Raw genomic sequence first — 26,192 nt, 5'->3', positions numbered from 1 at the left:
AAACGAACGAAACGCCGTCCTCCGGGGCGGCGTTTTCGTTTCGAATGCGCTTGCAATGTGCGGACACGAAAAAGGCCGCGGTGCTCTCGGGCGCCGCGGCCTTCGTTTTGGGGCGGGGAAGGGGGCTAGAAGCTGCCCTTGAGCGTAAAACCCGTCGGCGAAACACCGACGTCGACGCGCTTGATCAAGCCCGTCTTCGGTTGCTCCTTCGCGGGCGCGGGATCACGCACGGTGAAGTAGAGCGTCACGGCGCCCGCCACGACGGCGGCACCCGTGAAAATGTCGCTGACGAGCGCGAGGGTTGCCGTGGAGCTCGAGGCCTCGTCGAGCTGCGTCTTCGTCGCGCCCGAGTCGGGCTTGCGCAGATCCGCGAGCTCGCCGTTCTTCGAGAGCGCGAGCACGCCTGTGGCGACCGCGCCGATCGCGAGCGCGCCCGTCACGCCCCAGCCGGCCCACGGGACCGACTTCGGCGGCGGGGGAGGCGGGGTCACGGGCGCGCTGTTCGTCGCCGGCGCTGTTGGCGTCGCCGAGGCCGTGGGGAGCGCCGTGGGCGTGGTTCCCGTCTCGGACGGCCTTGCGATCTCTTGCAGATCGAGCGTCACCTTCTCCGAGTCGAAGCTCGCCACCTCGATGGTCCGCGACGCGCTCGTCCGGCCTTCTTTCGTCGCCACGATCCGGTGGCGACCCGGGTTCACGAGCAGCGGCTTCGCGAAGGGCGACTTGCCGACGGGCACGTCGTCGATCGTCACGTCCGCGTCCGGGACGCTCGTCACGATCTCCACGCGCGCCACGCGGGTGCGCAGCTTCTCGATGTCCTTGTCCACGTCGGCGCGGCGCTTCGCGTCGATGTTCGCGCCGCCCTCGGCCAGGTATTTCTCGAACGAGACGAGCGCGTTCGCGTAGTCCTGGAGCTGGAAGTAGACGTTCCCGATGTTGTAGAGGACGTTGTAATTCGGGGCGAGCTCGTTCGCGCGCCGGAACTCGATGAGCGCGGCGCGGTAGTCACCTTCGCCGAACAGCTCGATGCCGCGCTTGAAGCGCCGCGACGCTTCCTCCTTGGCTTCTTTCGAGGGTTCGGCTTTCGCCGGGGCCGGCGCCGCGGCCGGGCCCGCGGGCTGCTGGGCCGAGACGGCGAGGGGAATGACGGGGAGCGAGAGGGCGACCGCGAGGGCGATACGTCGGGATGTCTTCATCACTGATACGGGTTGTTCGGGTCGACGGTGCGGTTCGTCTTCTTGGTGCCGCCGGTCTTCATCGGATCCTCGGCGGTCGTGGTCGGCTGCGGGACGAAGATGACCTTGGTCTTTTCCTTCGAGGTGTCCGTGGGTTGCGGCGTCGCCAGCGGCGCCGCGGCCTGCTGCTCGAGGACCATCTCGATCGTGCGGTCCTTGTCGAACGTCACGTCGCGGCTGCGCGTGGTGAAACCCGAAGCCTCGGCCTTGATGATATGCGTCTTGTCCTCGCGGGGGAACTTGCCGACGAAGGGGTTCGTCGCGAGCTCCTTGCCGTCGAGGAAGATCTTCGCGTTCGGCGGCGTGACCGTGATCGTCACCTCGATGTCACCCGCGACCGGCGCGGCCGTCGCCTGCGTCGGCGGTGCAGGCGGGGGCTTTTGCGTCATGAACCAGACGCCCGCGCCGATCGCGGCGACCGCGATGAGTGCGACCGCGCCGAGCACCCCACGCTTCGGGCCTGCGGCCGTCTGCGCGCCCGTGTTCGTCGCGGACGCCGTCGAGGCCGTGAGCGAGGTCGGCGACGACACGCCGTTCGTGCGGCGCGTGCCGGGCGACGAGAGATCCTGGCTCGACATCGCCTCGCGCGCGCCCGTCCGATCGACGGACATCGGGCCCGACGCCGACGTGCCGTCGAGGTGCGGGAGGTTGATCGACTGGAACTCCGTCGTCGCCAGCGACTTCGCGGCCTTGAGCTGGGCCTCGACGATCTGCTTGATCTTCGAGCGGTTCTCCTCGAAGTGCTTCGCGACGAGCTTGCCGACCTCGCGTAGCGAGGTCTTGTCGCCCATCTGATCCAGGAGCTCTTCGAGCGCGGCCGCGAGATCCGTCGAGGTCGCATAACGATCCTCGCGACGCAGCGCGAGCGCCTTCATCACGATCTTCTCGAGGCCCTCGGGCACGTCGGGATCGACCGAGCGAGGCGAGGGGATGTCGCCGTTGATCAGGCGATGCAGGACCGTCAGATCCGGGATGCCTTTCCAGAGGCGCCGGCCCGTCGCGGCTTCCCAGAGCATCACGCCCGCGGAGAAGATGTCCGCGCGCCGATCCACACGCTCGCCGCGCGCTTGCTCGGGCGCCATGTACGCGACTTTGCCCTTCACCACGCCGAGGCGCGTCTCGGCCGACGAGTTCATCGCCTTCGCGATGCCGAAGTCGACGACCTTGACCTGACCTTCGTACGTGACGAACACGTTGTGCGGCGTGACGTCGCGGTGCACGACGTTGAGCGGCGTGCCATCGAAATCCGTGAGCTCGTGCGCGTGATTCAGGCCCGAGAGCATGTCGACGATGATGCGCAGGTGCATCGCGAGCGTGAGCCCGCCGTCCCGGCCGATCCGGTGCAGGACGCGGTTCAGCGGCTGCCCTTCGAGGTACTCCATCGCGATGAAGTACCGATCGCCCTCCTGACCGACCTCGTTCGTCTGCACGACGTTCGGGTGCGACAGACGCGCCGCGAGCCGTGCTTCATCGAGGAACATGCCGAGGAACTCGGGATCCGTCGCGAGTTGCGGGCGGATCTGCTTGATCACGCAGAGCTTGTTGAACCCTGCAGGTCCCTGCACGACGGCCAGATAGACCTCGGCCATACCGCCATGGCCGAGCTCGGCGATGAGCCTGTATTTGCCGAGGGTATTGGCCTCGGGCCCCTTCGTGACGCTGGACCCCTCCATGGTCGACATTCACCTCGCTGGAGAGCCGGATCGGATCTGGGCGTGCGTGCTCCAGTACGCACCCCCACGTCAAAGCATGGTACCGAAGAGTGCCCCTAGAGCGCAATCGATGCGAGTTTTCGGTGCGCAAAAAAAAACGGGCTCACGGTTCGCACCGGAAGCGTGGATCCAGGCTCGCGCGTCACGTGGTGGCGCAGGGTACATCGAGCTCCGCAAAGGACCGAAAGGGAGGTCCTCGCGCGGCGTGGCTCGCCGTCCGAGGCTGTCCGGGGGGCGGTTGACGGAGGGCCCCGAGGTCGGGCACCGTGGCTCTCGTCGCATCGACGGGAGGCGCGCATGACGACCAGGGCCGGTGTCGGTTTCTCGAACGAATCGTCCTCGACCGACGCAGGGACGGCGGCCGCGCAAGAGGCGCTGCGCACGCTCGGCGGAGGGGAAGCCGACATCGTCTTCGTCTTCGCGTCGACGAACCACGACTACGGCAAGCTCCTGCCCGCCATCCGCAAGATCACCGGCCCCGTGCCGCTCGTCGGGTGTTCCACCGCGGGCGAGTTCACGCACGCCCACGTCGGACACGGCTCAGTGGCCGTGATGGCCGTCAAGAGCGACGTGATCCGGTTCCGCGTGGGCTTCGGCCGCGGGCTCAAGAGCGCGCGCCAGAGCGCGACGACCGAGGCGCTCCGATCGTTCGCCGCCGAGCACCGCGCCGCGCGTACGGCCGGCTTTGGGCACGCGACGTGTATCGTGCTGAGCGACGGGCTCGCGGGGCAAGGCGAGGACATCGTCGAGTCCGTCCACGCGGGCGCAGGGATGCTCGCGCAGGTCGTCGGCGGCGCCGCGGCGGACGACGCGGCGTTCGCCCGGACCGACGTGTTCCTCGACGATCGGCACTACACGGACGCGATCGTCGTGGTGTCCGCGTTCTCGAGAACGCCGATCGGCATCGGCGTGCGGCACGGCCTGTCGCCCGCGTGTCCGAGCATGATCGTGACGCGCGCCGTGAACAACGTGATCCACGAGATCGACGGCCGCCCGGCTCTCCTCGCCTACGAACGTTTCGCGGCGGATAGCCGCGAGCCGTTCACGGAGGCGAACCGCGACGCGTTCATGATCACGCACGAGCTCGGCATGCTGACGTCGAGCGGCGAGTACAAGATCCGGGCGCCGCTCAAGGCGACCGAGGAAGGCGCGATCGTGATGGCCTCCGAGGTGCCGGTGGGCGCGAGCGTCACGATCATGCGCGGCAGCGAGGAGAAGCTCGTCTCGGCGGCGGAGCACGCCGCCCGCAGCGCCCTCGCGAACCTCGCGGGGGGTCGGCCGGGCGCGGTGCTGGTCTTCGACTGCATTTGCCGCCGGATCTTCCTCGGCGAGCAGTACAAGCGTCAGGTCGCCGCGTTCCGCTCGGTCGTGGGTCAGGACGTGCCGTTGATCGGCTGGGAGACGTACGGCGAAATCGCGCTCACGCCCGGCCAGCAGTCCGGCTGGCACAACTCGACCTCGGTCGTCGCGATCTTGCCCGACTGAGGCAGACGATCCCGGTTGAAAAACGGTCCGACCGAGCCGAAGCTGAGAAGCGGAGACCAAGTGGCTGACAAGACGGATTCGAACGAGCAGAAAGAACGCGATCCCGCGGCCCGCCGCGCGGTCACGCGGCGCAAGATCGACGTCTACCTCGATCGCATCGTCAACGACGTCGAGGCCATCGCGCGAGGCGATGACGGGCGCGAGCTCTCGGCCCCGCCCGCGGACGAGCCTCGCGCGGCCCGCCTGCACGCGGCGCTCTCTTCGCTCGTCGAGTCGAACCGGAAGGCCGGCCGCGGGATCGTCGCGGCGACGCGCTTTCGCACGCTGGGCCAGCAGGTCGCGGGCACGCTGGCGGAGCTGCTCGCGAGCACGCGTCAGCAGGCCGCGAGCGGCAGCCAGCAGGCCGGGATGGTCAACGACATCACGACGACCATCGAGGAGCTCAACGAGGTCGGGATCCAGAACGTCGAGAAGGCCGAAGGGATCATCCAGATCGCCGAGCAATCGGAGCAGATCTCGCAGGACGGCCAGCGCGACGTCGTCGCCGCCATCGAGGGCATCGACCGGCTGCGCCAGCAGGTCGAGCTCATCGCGGCCAAGATCCTCGACCTGACCGAGCGCACGCAGCAGATCGGCGAGATCATCAGCAGCGTCAACGAGATCGCCGAGCAGAGCAAGCTGCTCGCCCTGAACGCCTCGATCGAAGCGGCGAAGGCCGGCGAGCACGGGCGCGGCTTCGCGGTCGTCGCGCTTGAGATCCGCACGCTCGCCGAGCAGTCGAAGCAAGCGACGCAGCAGGTGCGCTCGATCCTCGGCGAGATCCAGAAGGCGAGCCACAGCGCCGCGATGGTCACCGAGGAGGGCTCGAAGGCCGCGACGGAGGGTAGCTCGAAGGTGCGCCGCATCGGCGAGCGCCTCGGGCAGCTTGTCTACGTCATCAACCAAACGACGCGCGCGGCTCGGCAGATCACGGGCGCGATGCGGCAGCAGAGCCTCGGGCTCGAGCAGATCGCCCAGGGCATGAAGCAGATCAACATGGCCACGCAGGAGACGAAGATCAGCGTGGAGCAAGCCGAGATCGCGCTCGATCGGCTGGCCCGATTGACGGAGCCGATCCGGTCCCACGACCACGGCACGGAGGCTTGAGCTTGGACGGCGGGGTGACGAACCTCGTCCTCACGCGGATGGGCGGCCGCCCGTGCGCGATCCCGTGCGAGCACGTGGTCGAGATCATTCCGCGTGTGCAGCTCGATCACGTGCCCGACGCGCCGCCCGAGGTGCTCGGCGTGATCAACCTCCGCGGCCGCGTGGTGCCCGTGATCGATCTGCGCGGGCGGCTCTCGCAAGTGAAGCCGCTGCCGTTCTATCAGCACCTCGTGATCGTACGGGCCGCGAAGGGAAAACTCCTCGGGCTCGCGGTCGACGAGGTCCGGGACGTGGTGACCGTGCAGGAGGACGCGATCGAGAAGCCGGGCGATATCGCCGGCGTACGTTCGCCGGGCGTCGTGCGTATCGAGGACGACCTCGTGCTCGTGCTCGGTCCGGAGGACGCCTACCATGGCTCGAGCTGAGGCCCGGCGCGCCCCGGATCCGGGGGTTGTGCGGCGCCTCGGCGAGCTCTTGCGCGCGCGGACGCGGCTGCAGATGCGCCCGCGCAACATGGAGATCATCGAGCGCGTGGCCGAGCGTCGTGCGGCCGAGCGTGGCGCCCCCGTGGGCGCGTACCTCGAGCACGTGATCCTTTCGCACGACACGGCCGAGCTCGAGTCGTTCATCGCGGAGATCACGGTCGGCGAGACCCACTTCTTCCGCGGCCCTCCGCAATTCGAAGCGCTTCGCAACGAGATCGTCCCGTCGCTCCTCCACAAGCGGCGCAAGGAGCGCGTGCTGACGGCGCTCTCGGCTGGCTGCGCCACGGGCGAAGAGGCCTACTCGCTCGCGATCGTGCTTCGCGAGGCCGCGATGAACGACGGCTTCCGCGTCGAGGTCACGGGCATCGACCTCAACCCGCGCGCCTTGCAGAAGGCCGAATCCGCGCGGTACTCGGCGTGGTCGCTGCGCGACGTGCCCGAGGTCGTGCGCCGCATGTATTTCCGCACCGAAGGCGAGACCTGGCACCTCTCCGAGGACGTGCGCCGCCTCGTGCGTTTCCGCCGCTTCGGGCTCACCGAAGGCCCGCTCGTGAACGTCTTTCCGAAGGGCTTCGATCTCATCCTCTGCCAGAACGTTCTTTACTACCTGGAGCCCGAAGCGCGGCCCGAGGTGATCGCCTCGCTCGCGGCCGCGCTCGCACCGGGCGGCATCTTGATGTTCGGCCCCGTGGACCACGCCGGTGACGTGCCCGGGTGTCGAGCGGTGCACGTCGGCGAGGTCGTGGTGCACGAGCGGTTCGGGCCCGTGAGCGTGCCGCCTTCCTCGCCGCGCGGCCGCAGGTACGCGCGCCTCTCGATCCCTCCTGTGCCCTTGCCCGAGCTGCGCATGGAGGCCGCGGCCGCGCCTCCGGTCGCCCCCGCGGCGCCGCCGCCCCCGTCGCCCGAGCCTGCGCCTGAGGTTCCGGCCCCGGCCGCGGCGCCTTCGCTCGCGAGCGCCTTCGCACACGCCGACGCGGGGAACCTCGAAAACGCCCTCGCCGAGCTCGAAGCGCTCCTCGAAGAGGAACCCGAGGAGCCGCGGGCGCACTTGCTGGAAGGGCTCCTCTTGGTCGAGCTCGGCGGCTTCGAAGCAGCGCTCGACGCCTTCCGCCGCTGCGTGTACCTCGATCCGTCGATGATGCTCGCGCACGCGGGCGCGGCCGTCGCGGGCCTCCGCCTCGGCCGCCCCGATCTCGTCGAACGCCATGCTGCACGCCTGCGCGCCCTCACGGTCGCGCGTGGGAAGGGCGTCGACGCGCCGATCGAAGGATGGGACGGCATGACCGTGGGCCGGCTGCTCCGGCTGTTTCGAGACACCGAGATTCAATGAGCGCCCGGGAAGAGAGCGTCTACGAGAAGCTGCGCACCTCGCTCGCCGAGCTCGAGGAGAAGTTGCGCGAAGGCAAGAGTGGCGAACGCGAGGTCCATCCGCGCATCCTCGCCGAACGTACGCGCCGCATCGCGCGCGAGCCGACGCGCCTCGATCGCGCGCCCGACTCCATCAGCTGCATCGTCTTCGAGCGAAGCGGCCGGCGCTACGCGGTGCAGCTCGAGTCCGTCGACGAGGTCGGCCCGATGAGCCGGATCACGCGTGTCCCCGGCGTGCCTGATTATTTCCTCGGCGTCGCGGCACGTCGCGGCCGCATCGTCGCCGTCGTCGATCTGCCGCTGCTCTTCACGCCCGATGCGCGCGCCGAGACGTCCGCCGAGCACCTCGTCATGGCGTCGAATGCGGAGGTCGTCTGCGCGGTGGCGGCGGACGCGCTCCACAATATCATCGAGGTCAACCGCCGCACGATCGCCAAGGCCATGCCTACGTTTCCCCCGCTGGTCCAGCGTCACACGCTGGGCGTGCTCGAGGATCGCACCGTCGTCCTCGATCTCGGATCGCTCCTCTCCGACCGCTCCTTGCGCGTCGAGGAGCGCGGCTGATGGCCCTCGACGACGCGGCGTTCGAGGCCCTCTGCGAGACCCTTCGCAACGAGGCCGTCGAGCAGGTCGAGCGTATCGGGACGGCCCTGCTCCTCGTGGAACGAGGCGCCGAGGGCAGCGCGCGCGAGCAGCTCATCGATGAGGCGTTCCGGCAGGCGCACAACATGAAAGGCGCCGCGAGCTCGCTCGGGTTCGCGCACACGGCGCGCCTCGCGCACGCGATCGAGTCGGTCCTCGCCTCGCTCCGCGCGATGGACTACGAGCGCACGCCCGAGGTCTTCGACACGCTGAACGCGGGCCTCTCGACCGTGCATCACGCGCTCCGCGTGGATCCGAACCCGGATCCGGATCCCGTCATCATGGAGGCGATCGAGGGGCTCGAAGCCGTGCTCCTCGCGTCGAAACCCTCGCCGGGCCTGCCTCTGCCGGCGCCGCCGCCTCCGCCCGTCGTGCGACCGGTCGATGGGATCACCGTCGCGACGCGATCCAGAAGCCCCCAGTCGATCCTGCGGCAGCACCGAGCCGCCGCCGAGCCCGCGGCGCCGTCGCGCAACGTGAGCGCGGGCTACAACGAGCCGAAGACGAAGCACAGCGAGCCGCCGCCGAACCCGCACGCGGGCGCGCCTCTCGGGTCCTCGCATTACGATGCCGCCCCGCTCCCTGCGGGTTTCGGTCCTCCGCCCGTCGCGTTCAGTCCCCCCGCGATCGGCCCCTACGGACCACCGACGGGATACGTCGCGCGCGCGGAGATCGGGATCCCGGGCGGCGTCACGCCGCCGCCGGCGCCCGTCGTCACGCCTGGCACCTCGGGCGGCGGCAACGCACCCGGCACCTCCGCGGGCTCACCCGGCACCTCGGCCGGCGTTGCGGTGGCCGCGGGCCGCGCGAACGCTGCGGGCAGCGATCGCGGCCCGAACCCGACGGGGCAACTCCCGAAGATCCAGAACGCCCCTGCGCCGCTCCGCTCGAGCACCGAAGAGACGCTTCGCGTCTCCATGAAAAAACTCTCGGCGCTCATGGCGCAGGTCGGCGAGCTCCTCGCCGCGCGCGTACGCACCGATCAGCGCCTCGCCGAGCTTCGTGCCGTCCTCTCCGCGGAAGAAGAGCGCCTCAAGGCGCAGACCGCGATCCGCGCGATGGTGCGCGACGAGGCGCCGGCGAAGCTCGAAGGCTGGTCCGAGCGTCTCGTCGAGGTCCAGAACGAGGACCTCGAGCACGAGCGGCTCCTCGTGCGCAGGCTGCGCGAGATCGTCCGCGCCTTCGAGGCCGACGCGCTCCAGTCGACGATCCTCTCGGGCCAGCTCCAGGAGGACATCCGCCGCATCCAGACCTTCCCGCTCGCGAGCGTGCTCGAACCGCTCCCGCGCGCGGTTCGCAACATGGCGCGCGAGGCCGGCAAGATGGTCGACCTCGTCATCACCGGCGCCGAGCTCGAGCTCGACAAGAAGGTCCTCGAAGAGCTCCGCGATCCGCTCTACCACCTCCTCCGCAACGCCATCGATCACGGCTGCGAGCACCCGGGCGCGCGCGCCGCCGCGGGCAAACCCTCGCGCGGCACGATCCGCATTCGTGCCGAGCATCGCGGCGACGTCGTCACCATCACGGTGAGCGACGACGGCCCCGGCGTGGACATTGCCGGTGTGCGCCGCGCGGCCATTGCGTCGGGCCTCTCGACCGCGCTCGAAGCGGCGGAGTTGCCCGAGCACCGCGTCCTCGAAATGCTCTTCGCGCCGGGCCTCACGACGCGCTCCGAGGTCGGCGAGCTCTCGGGTCGCGGCGTCGGACTCGACGCGGTTCGCACCAACATCGAGCGGCTCCATGGCACCGTCACGGTCGAGTCACGACAGGGCGTCGGGACTTCGTTCGTCATCGTCCTGCCGCTCACGATCTACGTCGTCCACTCGCTGCTCCTGCGTGTCGGTGAGGAGCAGTTCGCGATGCCGATCTCCTCGATCCAGCGCATTCTGCGCATCAGCGCCTCGGATGTGCTGGAGGTCGAGCGCACGCACGCGATCGTCGTCGATGGCCGCCCGATCGCGCTCGTCCCGCTGGCCACGCTCCTCGGTTTGCCTGTGGAGCTGCCCCCGCCGCCCGAGCGCATCCCGGTTTTGGTCATCGGCATCGGCGAGACCCGGTGCGCGCTTGCGGTCCGGGAGATCGTCAGTGATCAGACGGTCCTGGCGAAAAACCTCGAACCGCCGCTTGTTCGTGTACGGAACATCGCAGGTGCGACCATCCTTGGGGACGGCCGCGTCGTGTTGATGTTAAATCCCATCGATCTCCTCCGCTCGGCCTCCGGACGCGATGCCGACCGCTTCCGGGCGCTTTTGCCGAGGGTCGAAAACCGCCCCAAGCCGAGGCTCCTTTTGGTCGACGATTCTTTCACCACCCGTGCGCTGGAGCGATCGGTGCTCGAGGTCGCCGGCTTCGACGTCGTCGCGGTCGCAGACGGCAACGAAGCGCTCGCGGCGCTGGAGCTCGAGACGTTCGACATCGTCGTCAGCGACGTCTCGATGCCCGAGATGTCCGGACTCGAGCTTTGCTCGCAGATCCGGCAAAACGAACGGCTTCGGAGGCTCCCGGTCGTCCTGGTCACGTCGCTCGGGTCCGACGATGATCGCCGCGCTGGCCTCGCGGTCGGCGCAGACGCCTACATCGTCAAGAGCGAGTTCGATCACGAGGTCTTCGTGAAGACCGTGAACGAGCTCGTGGGGAGGGCTTGATGGCACGCGTTCTCATCGTCGACGACTCGGTCGTGATGCGCGACATCGTGCGCGCCCACCTCGCCGGACTCGCCCTCGAACTCGAGGTCGCGAGCAACGGGGAGGACGCGCTCACGCGCATGGGCACGTCGAGCCAGCCCTTCGACCTCGTCATCACCGACTACGCGATGCCCAACATGAACGGGCTCGAGCTCGCGCGTCGCGTGAAGGAGAGGGGAGGCACGCTCGCGCCGAAGGTCATCCTCATCAGCGCGAACAAGGAGCTCCGCGAGCGAGATCTTCTCGCCACGGGCTACATCGACGCCTTCTTCCCGAAGCCCGTCGACGGCTCGCAGCTCGCAGCGCGTGTCTCCACGATCCTCGCGCTCACCATCCCGAGCGCGCCGGTCGTTCCTTCGAGTCGCAGGGTGCGCCCCGTGATCCGCGTGGTCATCGCCGACGACACCGAGGTCGGCCGCACGCTGCTCGCGCGTGTCCTCAAGGCCGATCCCGAGATCGACGTCGTCGGCATGGCGCGCGATGGTCAGGGCGCCGTTGATCTCGCCGTGCGCGAGAACCCGCAGATCATCCTGCTCGACGCGATGATGCCCGGCCTCGACGGCGTCGCCGCCACCCGCCGCATCATGGCGCTCGCGCCGACACGCGTCGTCATCGTTTCCGATCAGCAAGGAAGCCGCCCCGCCGCGCAGATCTTCTCCGCGACCGAGGCTGGCGCGCTCGACGTGATCGCGCGGCCGAGCTGGGGTGATCCGATGGGCCCGCAGGCCGTCGCCTTGCGCGACAAGATCAAGATGCTCGCCGAGATCCCCGTGGTTCGTCGCTGGGCCGACGGACCACGCTCGGTGCGATCACGCCGCAGCAGCAGCCACCGCGCGCAGAACCGTGCCACCGTCGTCGGCATCTGCGCTTCGACCGGCGGCCCTGCGGCCATCGCCGCGATGTTGCCGGGCCTCGCCGCTGCCACCTCGTCCGTCCCGGTCCTGATCGTGCAGCACGTCCTCGCGGGCTTCGACGAGGCGCTCGCCGAGTGGCTCGCCGAGGTCACGCAGCTCCCCGTTCGCCTTGCCACGCACGGCATGCCTTTGCGTGCCGGCGTCATCGCGCTCGCGCCCGAAGGCAAGCATCTTGTCGCGCAATCGCCGCTCACGATCGGCGTCATCGAGGGCCCGCCCGTCGGCAACCATCGGCCCTCGGGCACGCCGCTCTTCGAGTCGCTCGCCCGGCATTTTGGTGACGGTGCTCTTGGCGTGATGCTCACCGGGATGGGCAACGATGGAGTCGAGGGACTGCGCGCAATCAAAGCGGCCGGCGGAAGTGTGCTCGTCCAGTCGCCGGATTCCTGCGTGGTGAGCGGCATGCCCGGAGCAGCGATTTCCCGTGGTTACGCGGATGCCGTTCTGTCCCTCGACGAACTCGGCCCCGAAATCGTCGAGCGCGTCCGTGCACCGGCGCGCTCGCGTCATTGAAGGAGCAAAGGAGCTGATATGGTTCCTCCGATGCAGGAGCCGGAGCTCCCGGAGCGGCTGGGGAAGTATCAAATCATTCGCAGGCTCGCCTATGGCGGCATGGCCGAGGTGCTCCTCGGCCGCCTCACGGGGACCGACGGCTTCATGAAAGAGGTCGTCGTCAAGCGGGTGCTTCCTCAGTACGCGTCGAACAACGAGTTCATCGCGATGTTCCGCGACGAGGCGCGCATCACGTCGCGCCTTCATCACGGCAACATCGTGCAGGTCGTCGAGTTCGCGGAGGAGGGCGGCCAGTACTACCTCGTGCTCGAGTACGTCGACGGCCCGAGCCTCGGCGCCACGCTCTACGAGCTCCGCAAGCGCGGCGAACGCCTCAGCATCCCCGAGGTCGCGCACATCGCGGTCGAGACCGCGCGCGGACTCGACTACGCGCACCACAAGCTCGGCGAGGACGGCCGCCCGCTCCTCATCGTCCATCGCGACGTGAGCCCCTCGAACATCCTCCTCTCGCGCGAGGGCGTCGTGAAGCTCGCGGACTTCGGCATCGCGCGCGCCCGCGAGCGCCTCTCGCCCACGCAGGGCGGCGCCGGCACGCTCAAGGGCAAATTCGCGTACATGGCGCCCGAGACCATCCTGCGCGGCCGCCTCGACGCGCGCTCGGATCTCTTCTCGTTCGGCGTGGTCCTCTTCGAGATGCTCACGGGTCGGAGTGCGTTCACCGGCGAGACCGAGGCGCACACGATCCAGCGCGTCACGACCGAGGACTTGCCCCCCGCGTCGAGCCAGAACCGCGCCGTCCCGCCCGAGTTCGACGAGATCGTCCATCGCCTGCTCGATCGCGACCCGGACAACCGGCCTTCACGCGGCCTCGAGATCGTCGACGCGATCGGCACGCTCCGCCTCCACACCTCGCCGCCGCCGAGCGAGCTGCTCATGGAGACGATCACACGCCTCTTCCCGATCCACCGCCACGAGGCGCGTGATCGGGCCACGGTTCGTCCGGCGAAACCGCGTGTCATCGTCGTCGACGAGTCGCGCACGCTCCGCGCGCTCGTGCGTGCGAGCCTCGGCCAGCGGTACAACGTCATCGAGGCCTCCACGGGCGACGAGGCGCGCTCCGCGATGCGTGGCGCCGTCCCCGACGCGGTGGTTTGTCAGCGGACGCTGCAGGGCATGTCGGGACTCGAGCTCTGCCTTGTCATGCGCGAGAATCCGCGCCTCGCCGACGTCCCGTTCATCTTGCTCGCGTCCGACATCACGCCCGAGCTCGAAGCGGAGGCGCGGGTGATCGGCGTGCAAGCCGTCCTGCCGAAGCGCTTCGATCCACGTCAGCTCGAAGCTACGTTGCAGAAGATTCTCGAATCGTGACGGGAGCCGATCGTTCGGCCGCTCGTCATTTCGTGGGGGAGGGGAGCGCGGCATGAACGACACGGAGCGCCTGTTCCGACAGCGACCTCGCTCCGATGAGGAGCTCTACGAGCGGCTCGCCGAGATCACGAAGGATGAGCTCCGCAGGGACCTCGTCGCGCGCCTCGCCGCGCAGGGTGCGCTCCCGCGCGAGGTCCCGCTGTACGTGCGCGCCTTCTCGTTCCTCGGCCTCACCACGTCGGACCTGCCCGCGCTCACGAGCGTGCTGCTCGACACACGGGCGCCGATCGAGGGGCGCGCCGTCGCGCTCGCGCTCGTGCGATCGGTCGATCCGACGCGCGCGCAGGAGCTCGCGCGGCAGGTCACGCAGGCCGAGCTCCTCGCGATGAACGACGCGCAGCTCCTCGTGGTGATCGCGGGCCTCGCGGCGACACCCGCGCGCTTGCCCGAGATCACCGAAAAGATCGTCCGCCAGCCGCTCGAGTCCCGCCTCGCGCGCTTCGAGCAGATCGATCGCCTGCGCAAGCGCGCTCGGGTCCCCGCGGCATTTCTTTACGAGGACCTCGTTCGTCGTGACGACCTCGGCATCGGCGACGTCGCCGTCGATCGCATCGTCGAGGAGGGCGGAGCGGCGGCCGTGTGGCTCTGCGAATCGCTCTGGCACGAGGCGCCGAGCAAGGCGCCGCGCGCGCGCTGGGCCGACGTCCTCGCGCGTGTCTTTCGTTCGTCGGCACGTACGAACGTAGAGGGCCTGCGCGCCCTCGTGTTCGCCTCCGAGCAGAGCGAGGACGGCGCGCGCACGGCCGTGCTCTCCGTCGAGAGCCCGCTCGATGGTTCTCTCACGCTCGCGCGCGTGCGCGTGGACGCGGGCGGCGCCCTCGCGGGCGGCATGCTCACGACGCTCGCGGACGAACGTGATCTCGAAGATTGGCTCTCCGAAGGCCCGGAGCTCTTGCCTCGTGTCCCCGCGCCGATGGCCTCGATCGCGCCCTGGGTCGAGGACGCCACGCGCCGCACGAGCACGCCGCCACGCGCTGCCCTGCACCTCTTCGCGGCGGCGTGCTGGTTCTCGCTCGCGGCCCGCAGCTAACCCACGATTGCGTCGTCCAGCTCGACGCCCACAGGGCAGTGATCACTGCCCGTCACGTGCGGCGAGAGGAACGCGCCCTTGAGGTGCTTCGCCGCGCCTTCCGACGCGAGCACGTAGTCGATGCGCCACCCCACGTTCTTCGCGCGCACGCCGAACCGCTGGCTCCACCACGAGTAGTGCCCGGGCCCCGGCTCGAAGACGCGGAACGTGTCCACGTAGCCCGCGCGGATCCACCGATCGAGCTCCTCGCGCTCCTCCGGCGTGAAGCCACTCGTCTTCACGTTCTCCTTGGGCCGCGCGAGATCGATCTCGCGATGCGCCGTGTTGAAATCGCCCATCACGAGGATCGGCTCACCACGGCGCCGCCGCACCTCCAGCACGTCGAAGAGACGCCGGTAGAACGCGAGCTTGAACGGGATGCGGCTGTTGTCGCGGTTCGGCCCGCTGCCGTTCGGGAAGTACACGTTCGCCAGCGTGAGCCGCCCGTAACGCGCGATCTGCACGCGCCCCTCGGCGTCGAACGTCGCGTCCTTCAGCGACGTCGAGATCTTGTCCGCGGGCAAACGCGACAGCAGCCCCACGCCGCTGTAGCCCGGCCGCTCGGCCGCCGAGAACGCGCGCAGCCACGCGCCGCCGATCGACTCCAGGCACGGCCCGAGCTGCGCCTCCTGCGCGCGCACCTCCTGGATGCCCACGATGTCGGCCCGCTCGTTTGCGAGCCACGTGGAAAAACCTTTCCCCAGGACCGACCGCAGCCCGTTCACGTTCCAGCTCACGATCTTCATGCGTCGAAGACAGCTCTCTAGGGTTTGGCCGGGCCATGTCAAGCGAATCCGCTCTCCCGCCGTCGCCGCCGAACGCTCGCTCGTTTTTTACCCGCGCGACGGCTCGCGTGTCCCAAGCACCCGGACATCTCATCGAGGAGGGACTTGCATGCACACGCGCGCTTTCGTCATCGCCCTGTTGATCCCCGCCACGCTCGCCACCACGTCCTGCCGCAAGCAAGAAGAGATGACGACGGCCGAGGCGCTACAGGCCGTGCAAGAGGCCAGCATCTCGGGCGACGCCGAGAACGTCACCGCGGGCAGCATCGAGATCACCACCGACTTCACCATCGGTCAGGCCGCCGAGGCCGCGGCGCAGGAGATCCGCGACTTCGTCACCTCACAGCTCCCGTGCGCCGCCGTCACGCTCACGGGGCCGACGCTCAAGGTCGAGTACGGCAAGAACCCCGGGAGCTGTACCTACAAGGGCAACACGTACAGCGGCACGCACGAGATCACGGTGACGAAGAACGACATGAGCGACGTCGTCGTGAATCATACGTGGACAAAGCTTTCGAACGGCCGCGTCGAGGTGAGTGGCACGGCCGAGGTCACGTGGAGCGCGGCCAACGAGACGCGCCACGTCGTGCACGAGCTCGACTGGACGCGCATCGAAGACGGCAAGACCGGCAAGGGCACGGGCGACCGCACGCAACGCCCGCTCGAAGGCGGGCTCGCCGAGGGTTTTCAGGTCGACGGCTCACGCGCGTGGACGGGGCAGGGCGGGACGTGGGACCTCTCGATCGAGGGCGTCGAGTTCCGCTGGGTCGACCCCGTGCCGCAGGCGGGGACCTACAGGCTCGCGGATCCGAAGGAGCGCTCGATCGCGATGAGCTTCGAGCGCGTCGACGAGGACACGATCAAGGTCACCGTGACGAGCGGCGCGAAGTCGTTCTCGTTCAACGTCTCGAAGGCGGGCGCCGTCTCCGAGTCCTGATTCCCCGGGGCGACGTGGCGAGCGTAGACTCCGTGCAGCGGGCGTGATCGATCCCTCGCGACCCGCATCGCGCCCGTGCCCGGAGCCTTCGAATGATCGTCGTCGACATCAAGCGGCTGATTCGGAAGTTGTCTCGCGCCTGCATGACGGCGCTCGAGGGTGCGGTCCTGCGGACCGTGAACGCGAAGAACCCCGAGGTAACGCTGGTGCACATGCTCCTCGCGCTTCTCGACGACGTGACGTGTGATCTCTCGAGGGTCGTCGAGCAGCAGGGCATCGACCGCGCGGCGCTCCGGCATGCGCTCCTTGCTGCCGAAGCGGCCTTGCCGGGAGGGCACACGGGTCGGCCGGTCTTCTCGCCGGTGCTCATCGAGCTCCTGCAGGACGCGTGGACCTTCGGCTCGATCCGCCACGAGTACACGACGGTCCGCAGCGGTATGATCCTCGCGCTGATCCGTCGGATGCCCGGGCGATACGACCTCGCCACGATCGAGCGACACGTGCGCCCCGGCGCCGACGCGGCACCGGACTCCACGGAGCTACCGCGTATCGGCGCGACCTCGGGCGAGGCGCAAGAAGCGGCGCGGCAGCCCGCTCCGCGGAGCAACCTGCCGGGGCCGCGCGAGGAGGTGCTTTACCGTGTTCGCGCGGGCGACACCTTGCTCGGCATCGCGCGGGAGTTCGCGCTCGACGTCGAGCAGGTGGCCGAGGAGAACCGGCTGCACATCCACGACGAGCTCCTGCCCGGGACCCTCGTGCGGCTGCGCGTGCTGCCCGACGTCATCGAGCAGAACGAGGCCGAGGCCGCAGCGCGGCGTCTGCACTAGCGCCCCGACGCTCTCCTCGCCGCGCCGGGCGAACCGGGTGGGGAGGGAGCGCGAAGCGGGCGGACAAAAGCAAAACAGCCGAACCCTTTCGGGATCGGCTGTTTTGGTACTGCATACAAGAGAGCGGGGTGGACGGGACTCGAACCCGCGGCCTCCGGCGTGACAGGCCGGCGTTATAACCGACTTAACTACCACCCCATGGTGTCGAACTGCGCGTCGCTGTTTCGTTCTCGCTGACGGGGCCGGTGTCTACCAGCCTTGTTCTCCGTTTGCAAGCCCCTGTTTTCTTTTTTTTTTCCGCCTCCGACTCTCATCAAACTTCGATGGGGAGCCGGGTGGGCGGGACAGGGTTCGAACCTGCGACCATCGGCTTGTAAGGCCAATGCTCTACCGCTGAGCTACCCGCCCCGACGGAGAGGCCGCGGAGTCTACTCGGGGGACCTTTTCCGTCAAGAGGTTTTTTTCTGGGGCGGATCACGCCACGCCAAACTTCCGCCTGCACGAACAATCGGGCTAGAGTCGATGCGCGGGCGCACGATCGACGGCGCGCGCCTTGGCCGCGACGGGCGGCCCAAGGAGGAACGGAGAGTCGCATGACGGAGCGGATCGGCATTCTCGCGGGCTGGGAGCAGTCCTTCCCCCAGGCGTTCATCGAGCGCTGCAACCGAGTCCCGGGCATCCAGGCGGAGTTCGCGAAGATCGGAGGGACGCCGGAGCGCTTCGTCTCCCCGTACCGCGTGCTCGTCGACCGCATCAGCCAGGAGGTCAAGCACTACCGCTTCTACCTCAAGGCCGCGGCCCTCGGCGGCGCGTACGTGATCAACGACCCCTTGTGGTGGAGCGCCGACGACAAGTTCTTCGGCTACTCGCTCGCCTCGCGCCTCGGCGTCGCCACGCCGCGCACGGTGATGCTTCCGCAGAAGGACTACATCCCCGCGATCGACAAGAACCGGTCGCTCCGCAACCTCGAGTTCCCGCTGAACTGGGACGCCATCGTCGAGTACGTGGGGTTCCCGGCGATCCTGAAGCCCGCCGACGGCGGCGGCTGGAAGGACGTGACCGTCGTGCGCACCCCGATGGATCTGCTGCGCGCCTACGACGCCTCGAACCTCAACGTGATGACGCTGCAGGAGTTCATCGACTTCGACGACTACGCGCGCTGCATCTGTATCGGCCGCGAGCGTGTCCTCACGATCCAGTACGACCCGAAGCAGATCGGCCCGACGGGCCTCCGCGGTCGCTACATCTTCCGCGACCAGGAGCGCTGGCTCCCGCAAGACCTGCACGACCGTATCGTCAACGACGCGCTGCGCCTGAACCACGCGCTCGGCTACGACATGAACTCGGTCGAGTTCGCCATCAAGGACGGCGTCCCCTACGCCATCGACTTCACGAACCCCGCGCCCGACATGCACATCGAGCACCTCGGCGAGCGTTTCTTCGACACGGTCACCGACTGGATGGTCGAGTTCTGCGTCAAAGCCGCCAAGGAGGGCCGCACGATCCGCGACCGCTACGCCTGGAGCAAGATGGCCGCCGAGGTCGAACCCATCCGGTGGGATAGAGGCACGTGACCACCCACGAGCGGCCGTCGAAGCACCCCTTCACCGCCGCGCTCGACGCAGCCGTCGACCGCTACCACGACGCGCTCACGGCCTACGTGGATCGAGGGGGCGAGGATCACCTCGCCCTGCTCGAACGCATGGTGGCGCGAGGCGCGGTTTTCGCCGGTCGGCCTCTCTGCACGTTCCTCCGTCCGAACTTCGTCCTCCGCGCCCAGTACAACCTGCTCCTCGGGGCGCTCCGGCACTTCCGCAGCGCCGTCATCAAGGCGAAGGACCTCGTCCTCGCAGACCCCACGCTCCTCGAGCTCATGGGCCTGACGGACGGCGAACGACGGCTCCTTTCCTACAACCCCGCGTTCGAGTCCGTCGGCGTCGTCACGCGTCTCGACGCGGTCCTCGCGGGGTCCGAGCTCTCGTTCGTCGAGCTCAACGCCGAGGGCGCCTTCGGCCCGAGCTACGCCGACAGGCTCACCGAGCTCTTCGAGGCCTTCCAGCCGATGCGCGAGTTCGCCCGCGTCTCGCCGATCACGCCCGTCTACGCGGGCAACTCCCTCGTCGGCTCGATCCTCGACGCGTGGCACGAGTTCGGCGGAACGCACGTCCCCAAAGTCGCCGTCGTCGACTGGCAGGAGGTCGCGACGCGGACCGAGTTCGACATGATCTGCGAGCGCTTCCGGCTGCACGGCATCCCGGCGCGCTTCGTCGATCCGCGCGAGCTCGAGTACCGCGACGGCAAGCTCTCGGCGAAGGGCGAGGAGATCGACCTCGTCTACCGCCGCGTGCTCACGAGCGAGCTGCTCGGCCGCGAGGACGAGGTGCGCCCGCTCATCGAGGCGTACAAGGCGCGCGTCGTGTGCGTCGTGAACAGCTTCCGCGCGAAGCTGCTCGACAAGAAGGTCCTCTTCGCCCTGCTCTTCGATCCGCGCGTGACGGCGCTCTACACGAAGGACGAGGGCGCGGCCGTGCGCCAGTTCATCCCGTGGACGAGGCGCGTCGAGGAGATGAAGACCGAAGGGCCGGACGGCGTGGAGATCGACCTCGTCCCGTGGGCCCGTGACAACCGCGCGCGCCTCGTGCTCAAGCCGAACGACGAGGTCGGCGGTCGTGGCGTGGTGATCGGCGCGAACGTGGAGAGCAGCGTGTGGGAGCGAGCGCTGAAGCTCGCGCTCGTCGATCCGTCCGTTTTGCAGCTCCGCGTTTCGTTACCGACGTCGATGTTTCCGGAAGTTGGCGCGGCGGGCGAGCTCTACTTCTCGCGGCGTCACATCGAGCTCGATCCGATCCTGTTTCGCGGCGAGCTCGGCGGTATGCTGGGCAGGTTATCCGCGACGAACATGTGCAACGTTCATGCGGGGGCGGGAACGGTCCCCACGTTCATCATCGAGGGAGATTCATGAGCACCACGGTCCAGGGTCTGCTCGACGGTCAATTCACGCTCGGCATCGAGGAAGAGTTTCAGATCGTCCACCCCGAGACGCGCGAGCTCCGCTCCTACGTGAGTCAGCTCCTCGAGGGCGGGAAGCACTCGATCCTGCGCGAGCGCGTGCGGCCCGAGATGCACCAGTCCGTCGTCGAGACGGGCACGGGCATCTGCCGGGACATCCGGCAGGCGCGTCAGGAGATCTGCGAGCTGCGTGGTGAGCTCAGCGCGCTCGCGGGCAAACACGGCCTGCGCATCGTCGCGGCCGGCACGCACCCTTTCAGCGACTGGAAGAAGCAGGAGATCACCGACGGCGAGCGCTACAAGGTGATCGTCGAGGACCTGCAGGACGTCGCGCGCGCGAACCTGATCTTCGGCCTGCATGTCCACGTCGGCATCAAGGACAAGGAGGTCGCGATGGCGCTCGCGAACCAGGTCCGTTACTTCCTGCCGCACCTCCTCGCGCTCTCGACGAGCTCGCCGTTCTGGCTCGGACGCGCGACGGGCCTGAAGAGCATCCGCAGCGAGATCTTCAAGCGCTTCCCGCGCACGGGCATCCCGGGTCACTTCGACTCGTACGCGCAGTTCCAGTCGTACGTCGATCTGCTCGTGAAGACGGGCTGTATCGACAACGCGAAGAAGATCTGGTGGGACGTCCGCGCCCATCCGTTCTTCGACACGGTCGAGGTGCGCATCTGCGACATGACGACGCGCATCGACGACACCGTCGCGCTGACGGCGCTCATCCAGGCGCTCATGGGCAAGCTCTACCTGCTCTACCGGAAGAACATGGGCTTCCGCGAGTACGCGCGCGAGCTCATCGAGGAGAACAAGTGGCGCGCGCTGCGCTACGGCATCGACGGCCAGCTCATCGACTTCGGCAAGCAGGAGCAACTGCCCGTGCGCGTGCTCATCGGCGAGCTACTCGACTTCGTCGAGGAGGCGGCGGCGATCTTCAAGTCCGAGGCCGATCTCGACCGCATCCGCGGCATCCTCAGGGAGGGCACGAGCGCCGACAAACAGCTCGCCGTCTTCCAGAAGACGCAGAGCGTGCAGGCCATCGTCGATCACCTGATCGAGCAGACCGCCATGGGCGCCTGAGCCCCGCGCGTCCCCGCATTCCCGCCCAAAAACCAAAAAGATCCGGCTACTTGGCCTTCGGTCAGGCGCCTTTCGTCACCGAGGATTTCTGTCCGGGCCCTCCGCGGTGATACCGTGCGTTCGTGGGTACGAAGAGCGCGTTGCATCGGATCGCCGCCCTCGCCGTGACGGGGCTCGTGGTGACTGTGGGAGCGGTGAGCTGCACGTCCACGGAGTTCATCCAGGAGCCGCCCGGTCAGCCGACCGATCGCGCCTCGGGCGCGGTGCCCGCGGGCGCGATCGGCGTGTGCAAGCGCGAGGGGACGAAGCGTCCGCCCGTCGTGAGCGAGAAGCTCTGGGAGCACGCCAAGCCGTGCACGACGAAGACGCCCGAGAAGTACATCCGGCTCGGCTACTCCGACAAAGAAGACCCCGGCGTCGAGCAGCAGAACGAGCAGATCCTCGCGGCGCTGCGCGAGGGGCCGAAGGAAGACGGCGGCAACAACCAGTTCGTCGCGATGCTGCGGGGCGTGCGTCAACGCTCGCTCGACGTCCCCACGCTGCGCTACCGAGTCGCGCGCGACTCGACCTCGGCGGGCGCCTGCGACTTCACGTACATGCTCAACACGATGGGGAAGTCGCGCGAGAAGATCGAGCGCGACGCCTGCACGGCCGAGGTCTTCGATCCGGAGGAGCGCAAGGAGGTCTGCCTGTTCGACAAACCCGAGGGCCTGTGGCTCACGGGGGGCTGGGCTTGCCTCATGAACGTGCGCGCGCTCGGGTCGGATCAGTCCTGCCATCGTTTGTGTGCATACGATGACTACTGCGCGCGGCAGGTGAGCTGCGCGGGCGCGGACATCGATCTGCTGCTCTGCTCGATGGGCGTCTGCTTGCCTGAGCAGACGGGCCTGTACTGAGCGGGGGTTCCACAGGGATGTGCGTGCGCGGGGCTTTGCCCCGCACCCCAGAAGGGGGCTGTCCGCCCCCTTCACCCCGGACCAGGCACGGCCTGGACCGAGGGCGGATAAACCGCGCGATGCGCGGTTTATCCGACGGGCCCGTGGCAAGACCACGAGCGGCGTTGCCGACCAAGACAGCAGCGCTGCCCTACGTGCTGGGAACGTCTTCCCTGTCGACAGCGCGCATCGCGCGCTGTCGCCCCGCGTCCAGGGCTTGCCCTGGTCCGGGTGCAGGGGCGGATAGCCCCTGCTCGGGTCCGGGGTGAAACCCCGGCGCTACGCGCTAGTCGCCGTACGGATCGTTCGGGTCGACCTTGGGCGCCGGGGCCGTCGGGGCTCCGCCCGGCAGGCGTGACGGCGGCCTCCACCACGGGGGCGGATACCAGAGGCCGTCGATGCGCTTCCAGCCGCCACCGGGGTTCGGCGGGAGAAACCTGTAGCCGCCGCCGTCGGGCAAGCCGCCGTCGAGAGCGTCGGAGCCTGCGTCGCCTGCGTCGGAGCCTGCATCACCCGCGTCGCTCCCGGCGTCGCCTGCGTCGGATCCCGCGTCGCTCGGCGCGCCTGCATCGAGGGCCAGCGCTTCGTCGCTCGGCGCGCTCGCGGAAGGTGCGGCGCTCGCGCTCGTCATGGCGGTCGGCGCGGGCACGACACTCGCAGGCGGCGGAGGTGGCGCGGGCGCGGGCGCGGTCTTCGGCGGAGGCAAAAGCCAGCGAAGCGCCGGTGGGACGAGCGGCTCGGCCCAGGGCAAGTGGCCGAGGCGCAGCGCAGCGCCCGCGCCGCCGAGCGCTGCGACGAGGGTGAGGCCGAGCCATGGCCAGACCGATCGCTTGCGCTTCGACGTGACGAGCGCTGGCGCCGCAGACGGCGGGGGAGGGGGCACGCTCGGGACGACGATCGCGGGCGGTGGAGGCGGCACGGACTCGCCGTCGTCGAGCGAGATCGGGATGATGCCTTCGAGCGAAGCGCCACGCGACGACGGCGTGCCGCCGCGCGACGACGGCGTGCCGCTGCGCTTTCGCGACACAGGCCCTTCGGCCCGCCGCGACGCAGGCGCCTCTGCGGCTTCGAGCCCGCGCGCATCCGCGGCCTGGATCGCGGCGGCGAGCTCGGCGCGGCGCTGCGACGACCGCTCGCCCATCAGTTTGCTCACGAACGAAGACACGTCGCCGTCGGTCACGGCCGCGCCGATGGCGTTCGTGATCTGATCGAGCGCGCGTTGCATCTCGGCGCAGTCGGTCCAGCGATCCTCGACGCGCTTCGCGAGGGCGCGCATGACCACGGCTTCGAGATCGGGGCGCACCGAGGGCACGAGCTCGTGGACCGGGACGGGCTCGGTGCCGACGATGTTGTCCATCGTCTGCTTGTCCGTGGTCGCCTTGAACGGGTGACGCCCGGTGATCATCACGTACATGAGGATCCCGAGCGAGAAGATGTCCGAGCGACGATCGAGCCGCTCGCCGCGGATCTGCTCGGGCGACATGTAGTGCGCTTTGCCCTTCATCATGCCGGGCACGCGCGTGATGGTGACGCTCGCCGTGGCCTTCGCGACGCCGAAGTCGACGATCTTCACGATCCCGTCGTACGAGACCATGACGTTCGCGGGGTTCACGTCGCGGTGCACGAGGCCGAGAGGGCGGCCGTCGTCGTCGCGCATCTCGTGTGCGGCGTGCAGGCCCGCGCAGGCGCTCGAGAGCATGCGCAGGAGCAAGGGGAGGGGGAAGCCGCCTTGGTCCTTGGCGTTGCGGTTGATCACGAAGAGCGACTCTCCGTTGATCCACTCCATCACGATGTAGAGCACGCCGTTCTCGTCGCCGAGGTCGAGGATCTCGGCGACGTGCGGGTGCCGGATGCGCGCCGCGAGCCGCGCCTCGTCGAGGAACATCGCCTCGAACTCGGGATCTTCCGAGAGGCCCGGCAGCATCGTCTTGATGGCGACGATCTTCTGGAAGCCGCGCGAGCCGACCATGCGAGCGGCCCACACGGCGGCCATCCCGCCCTGCGCCACGGGCATGAGGATCTCGTAGCGTCCTAGCGTGACGCCGGGCTTGAGATCTCGGTTATGAAGCAACAACGAGGATCCTCTGGGATGCGTCGTCCTCGGCAGCGGGACCGCGAAGGACAAGGGGAGCGAAGGCTACCGCGCATGGGAGGGTGTCACGATCGCCGCTCACGGCTCAAGAGGAAGCAGCGGAATCGCCATGCGAAGGCAATTGCGCGCACGGCGAGGAGGGCGAGCGAGGAAAATGCGAGCGGTTTCCGGCAGGGCCGCAGTGCGTCAGGGCGGGCCCGTGCGCGGCGGGAGACGGCGCGAGGAGAGTCGTGGTATTGGGCAAACTGCGAGGCAAACGAGCGCGACGACCATGGTTGATAGCCCGATCCCGCCCCCGAAAGACGACGACGACGAGGATGTCCACTGGGCGCTGTCGACGGCCTCCGCGCTGTGGGGCCGCGGGGAGCGAGCCGAAGCGCTGCGCTGGCTGAAGCGCGCCGCCGAGCAGGCCTCGGACGCGGACAAGGACATGCGTTCGCTCGAGCTCTTCAAAGCGGCCGCGGACATCGCGCCCATGCTTGCCGCGGCGCCCGCGCCCGCCCCGCAAGCTGCGCCCGCGCCTGCGCCGCAAGCTGCGCCTGCGCCGGAGCCGGCCCCCGCGCCGCCACCCGCGCCTGCGCCGCAATCGGCGCCTGCGCCGCAGGCTGCGCCCGCGCCGGAGCCGGCTCCGCAGGCCGCGCCCGCGCCGCTCCGCTCGACGCCACCGCCGCCGCCGGGGCGTCCGGGTCCGCCGCCGCTCCCGCCTGGGCGTGGGGTCCCTGGGTCTGCGCCCGCGCCGCGCGCGCCGCTCGTGACCCAGCCACCGGTCGCGCAAGCGCCGGCCCCGCATGCGCCCGTGACACGGAGCGCGCCGCCTCCTCCCTTGCCGCGCGGGGCGCGTCCTCCTGCCGTGCCGACGGCGGCGACGCCCGCGCCTCCCTCGGTCGGGCCGCAGAGCCACGTGCGGCCGAATACGGGTGGTCCCGTGCTTCCCGCGGGGGTCGCGCCGCGCGTGCCCGCTCCCGCGCCGGTCGCCGCCGCGCCTCCGCCCGCGCCTGCCGAGGCGCCCGCCGCGCCGCAGCCTGGCAAGGCGCCTGGCGCGCCGGGACCCCGCAAGCGGCTCCCGTCACGCACCGGCGCACGCAAGAGCGCCACCAACATGGCCGCGGTCGCGGATCCCACGCGTGCAAGCGCCCGCCCGCCGGCCCCGGCCGTGCCCGCGGCGCCGCCGGTCATCGCGGTAGCTCCCGCGCCTGCCACGGCCGCGCCGAAACGCGCCACCCCGAAGACGACCGTCATCGATCAGGCGTGGGGCGACTTCGGGCCCTCGGCGCCGCCGGTCGCGCCGCCGCCGCCGCCCCTCGAGGAAGAGATCACCGCCTCGCAGGCCCGCGGCGAGTTCGACATTCCGGTCGATGACCTCGACGGCGAGACGGCCGTGCTTTCGGGCAAGGACCTCGGCCGCATCCCGGTGGCGCAGGAGCCCGCCGCCGCACCTGCGCCTGCTCCGGTGGCCGCGCCTGCGCCCGCGCCCGTGGCTGCTCCGGTCGCTCCTGCCGCGCCCGCTCCGGCGCCCGTCGCGGCGGTCACGCCAACGCCGGCCCGGGTCGCTCCTGTCGGGCCCGCTCCGGTGCGCCCCGTGGCTCCCGCCATCGCAGCGGTTCCGGCCGCCGCGCCTGCGGCTGCACCCGCGCCTGCCCCCGCCGCTCCGATGGCCCCTCGCGTGGCGCTGGTCGTCGCGGTTCGGGTCGCGGTCGTCGGTCGGGAAGGGGAAATCCGGGTCGTCCCGCTCGCGCCGGGTCAGGCCCCGCCGCCTGGCACGGCCACGGCCCTGCTCGTTCCCACGGCAGACGAGGATGCCGCCGTGATCGGCCGCCTCGTGGGTCTCTAGACGCTCGAAAGGGGATCGCCC

20 protein-coding genes and 2 tRNA genes are annotated in these 26,192 nt (G+C 69.4%); 16 read left to right on the top strand and 6 right to left on the bottom strand.

Annotated features, from left to right (window positions below):
• Positions 1-125: 125 nt before the first annotated feature.
• Positions 126-1,193, bottom strand: coding sequence for a PEGA domain-containing protein (locus KEG57_RS23640; protein ID WP_272423138.1), 1,068 nt, complete (start codon positions 1,191-1,193; stop codon positions 126-128).
• Positions 1,193-2,905 (bottom strand): serine/threonine-protein kinase, encoded by a 1,713-nt coding sequence (locus KEG57_RS23635; RefSeq protein WP_272423137.1) that lies wholly within the window; start codon positions 2,903-2,905, stop codon positions 1,193-1,195. The genes KEG57_RS23640 and KEG57_RS23635 overlap by 1 nt, the downstream gene beginning before the upstream one ends.
• Before the next feature lie 336 nt (positions 2,906-3,241).
• Between KEG57_RS23635 and KEG57_RS23630 the strand changes: the two genes are divergently transcribed.
• The 9 genes from KEG57_RS23630 to KEG57_RS23590 are packed head-to-tail and all read left to right on the top strand — an operon-like array spanning position 3,242 to position 14,639.
• The gene (locus KEG57_RS23630) at positions 3,242-4,429 is read left to right on the top strand and encodes an FIST signal transduction protein (RefSeq protein WP_272423136.1); all 1,188 of its coding nucleotides are present in this window, start codon (positions 3,242-3,244) and stop codon (positions 4,427-4,429) included.
• Between the two features lie 60 nt (positions 4,430-4,489).
• Positions 4,490-5,575, top strand: a complete 1,086-nt coding sequence (locus tag KEG57_RS23625; protein ID WP_272423135.1) for a methyl-accepting chemotaxis protein — start codon at positions 4,490-4,492, stop codon at positions 5,573-5,575.
• Between the two features lie 14 nt (positions 5,576-5,589).
• Complete coding sequence (locus KEG57_RS23620) at positions 5,590-6,000, top strand: chemotaxis protein CheW (protein WP_272423134.1); 411 nt, start codon at positions 5,590-5,592, stop codon at positions 5,998-6,000.
• Positions 5,987-7,390 (top strand): CheR family methyltransferase, encoded by a 1,404-nt coding sequence (locus tag KEG57_RS23615; RefSeq protein WP_272423133.1) that lies wholly within the window; start codon positions 5,987-5,989, stop codon positions 7,388-7,390. Before KEG57_RS23620 ends, KEG57_RS23615 begins: the two co-directional genes overlap by 14 nt.
• Positions 7,387-7,992 carry a chemotaxis protein CheW gene (locus KEG57_RS23610; protein ID WP_272423132.1) on the top strand — a complete coding sequence of 202 codons (606 nt, stop codon included), beginning with the start codon at positions 7,387-7,389 and terminating at the stop codon, positions 7,990-7,992. Before KEG57_RS23615 ends, KEG57_RS23610 begins: the two co-directional genes overlap by 4 nt.
• Complete coding sequence (locus KEG57_RS23605) at positions 7,992-10,715, top strand: response regulator (protein ID WP_272458811.1); 2,724 nt, start codon at positions 7,992-7,994, stop codon at positions 10,713-10,715. Before KEG57_RS23610 ends, KEG57_RS23605 begins: the two co-directional genes overlap by 1 nt.
• Entirely contained in the window at positions 10,715-12,181 is a 1,467-nt protein-coding gene (locus tag KEG57_RS23600) for a chemotaxis protein CheB (RefSeq protein ID WP_272423130.1), read from the top strand. Before KEG57_RS23605 ends, KEG57_RS23600 begins: the two co-directional genes overlap by 1 nt.
• An 18-nt stretch (positions 12,182-12,199) precedes the next feature.
• A complete protein-coding gene (locus tag KEG57_RS23595; RefSeq protein WP_272423129.1) occupies positions 12,200-13,549 on the top strand; it encodes a serine/threonine-protein kinase in 1,350 nt (449 codons plus the stop codon).
• 52 nt (positions 13,550-13,601) lie between these two features.
• Positions 13,602-14,639, top strand: coding sequence for a hypothetical protein (locus KEG57_RS23590; protein ID WP_272423128.1), 1,038 nt, complete (start codon positions 13,602-13,604; stop codon positions 14,637-14,639).
• Here the strand turns inward: KEG57_RS23590 and KEG57_RS23585 are convergent.
• Positions 14,636-15,424, bottom strand: a complete 789-nt coding sequence (locus KEG57_RS23585; protein WP_272423127.1) for an exodeoxyribonuclease III — start codon at positions 15,422-15,424, stop codon at positions 14,636-14,638. The genes KEG57_RS23590 and KEG57_RS23585 overlap by 4 nt on opposite strands.
• A 148-nt stretch (positions 15,425-15,572) precedes the next feature.
• Here KEG57_RS23585 and KEG57_RS23580 point away from each other — a divergent pair, with 148 nt between their 5' ends.
• Both KEG57_RS23580 and KEG57_RS23575 read left to right on the top strand, forming a co-directional pair.
• A complete protein-coding gene (locus tag KEG57_RS23580; protein ID WP_272423125.1) occupies positions 15,573-16,400 on the top strand; it encodes a hypothetical protein in 828 nt (275 codons plus the stop codon).
• Between the two features lie 92 nt (positions 16,401-16,492).
• Positions 16,493-17,227, top strand: coding sequence for a LysM peptidoglycan-binding domain-containing protein (locus KEG57_RS23575; protein ID WP_272423124.1), 735 nt, complete (start codon positions 16,493-16,495; stop codon positions 17,225-17,227).
• Positions 17,228-17,351: 124 nt separating this feature from the next.
• Here the strand turns inward: KEG57_RS23575 and KEG57_RS23570 are convergent.
• Both KEG57_RS23570 and KEG57_RS23565 read right to left on the bottom strand, forming a co-directional pair.
• Positions 17,352-17,425: transfer RNA gene (locus KEG57_RS23570), tRNA-Asp, on the bottom strand.
• Positions 17,426-17,563: 138 nt separating this feature from the next.
• A tRNA-Val gene (locus KEG57_RS23565) sits at positions 17,564-17,635 on the bottom strand.
• Between the two features lie 185 nt (positions 17,636-17,820).
• On the opposite strand from KEG57_RS23565, the gene KEG57_RS23560 reads away from it, so the two are divergent.
• From KEG57_RS23560 to KEG57_RS23545, 4 genes are all read left to right on the top strand, one after another.
• A complete protein-coding gene (locus KEG57_RS23560) occupies positions 17,821-18,801 on the top strand; it encodes an ATP-grasp domain-containing protein (RefSeq protein ID WP_272423123.1) in 981 nt (326 codons plus the stop codon).
• Positions 18,798-20,189, top strand: a complete 1,392-nt coding sequence (locus KEG57_RS23555; RefSeq protein ID WP_272423122.1) for a hypothetical protein — start codon at positions 18,798-18,800, stop codon at positions 20,187-20,189. The genes KEG57_RS23560 and KEG57_RS23555 overlap by 4 nt, the downstream gene beginning before the upstream one ends.
• Positions 20,186-21,313 (top strand): carboxylate-amine ligase, encoded by a 1,128-nt coding sequence (locus KEG57_RS23550; protein ID WP_272423120.1) that lies wholly within the window; start codon positions 20,186-20,188, stop codon positions 21,311-21,313. Before KEG57_RS23555 ends, KEG57_RS23550 begins: the two co-directional genes overlap by 4 nt.
• Before the next feature lie 122 nt (positions 21,314-21,435).
• Entirely contained in the window at positions 21,436-22,209 is a 774-nt protein-coding gene (locus KEG57_RS23545; RefSeq protein ID WP_272423119.1) for a hypothetical protein, read from the top strand.
• Positions 22,210-22,534: 325 nt separating this feature from the next.
• On the opposite strand, the gene KEG57_RS23540 is transcribed toward KEG57_RS23545, so the two are convergent.
• Entirely contained in the window at positions 22,535-24,319 is a 1,785-nt protein-coding gene (locus KEG57_RS23540; RefSeq protein ID WP_272423118.1) for a serine/threonine protein kinase, read from the bottom strand.
• Positions 24,320-24,611: 292 nt separating this feature from the next.
• On the opposite strand from KEG57_RS23540, the gene KEG57_RS23535 reads away from it, so the two are divergent.
• Positions 24,612-26,171, top strand: coding sequence for a hypothetical protein (locus tag KEG57_RS23535; RefSeq protein WP_272423116.1), 1,560 nt, complete (start codon positions 24,612-24,614; stop codon positions 26,169-26,171).
• Positions 26,172-26,192 lie beyond the last annotated feature (21 nt).

This window comes from Polyangium jinanense (assembly GCF_028435365.1).
This window is presented reverse-complemented; position numbering and strand designations above follow the sequence as displayed.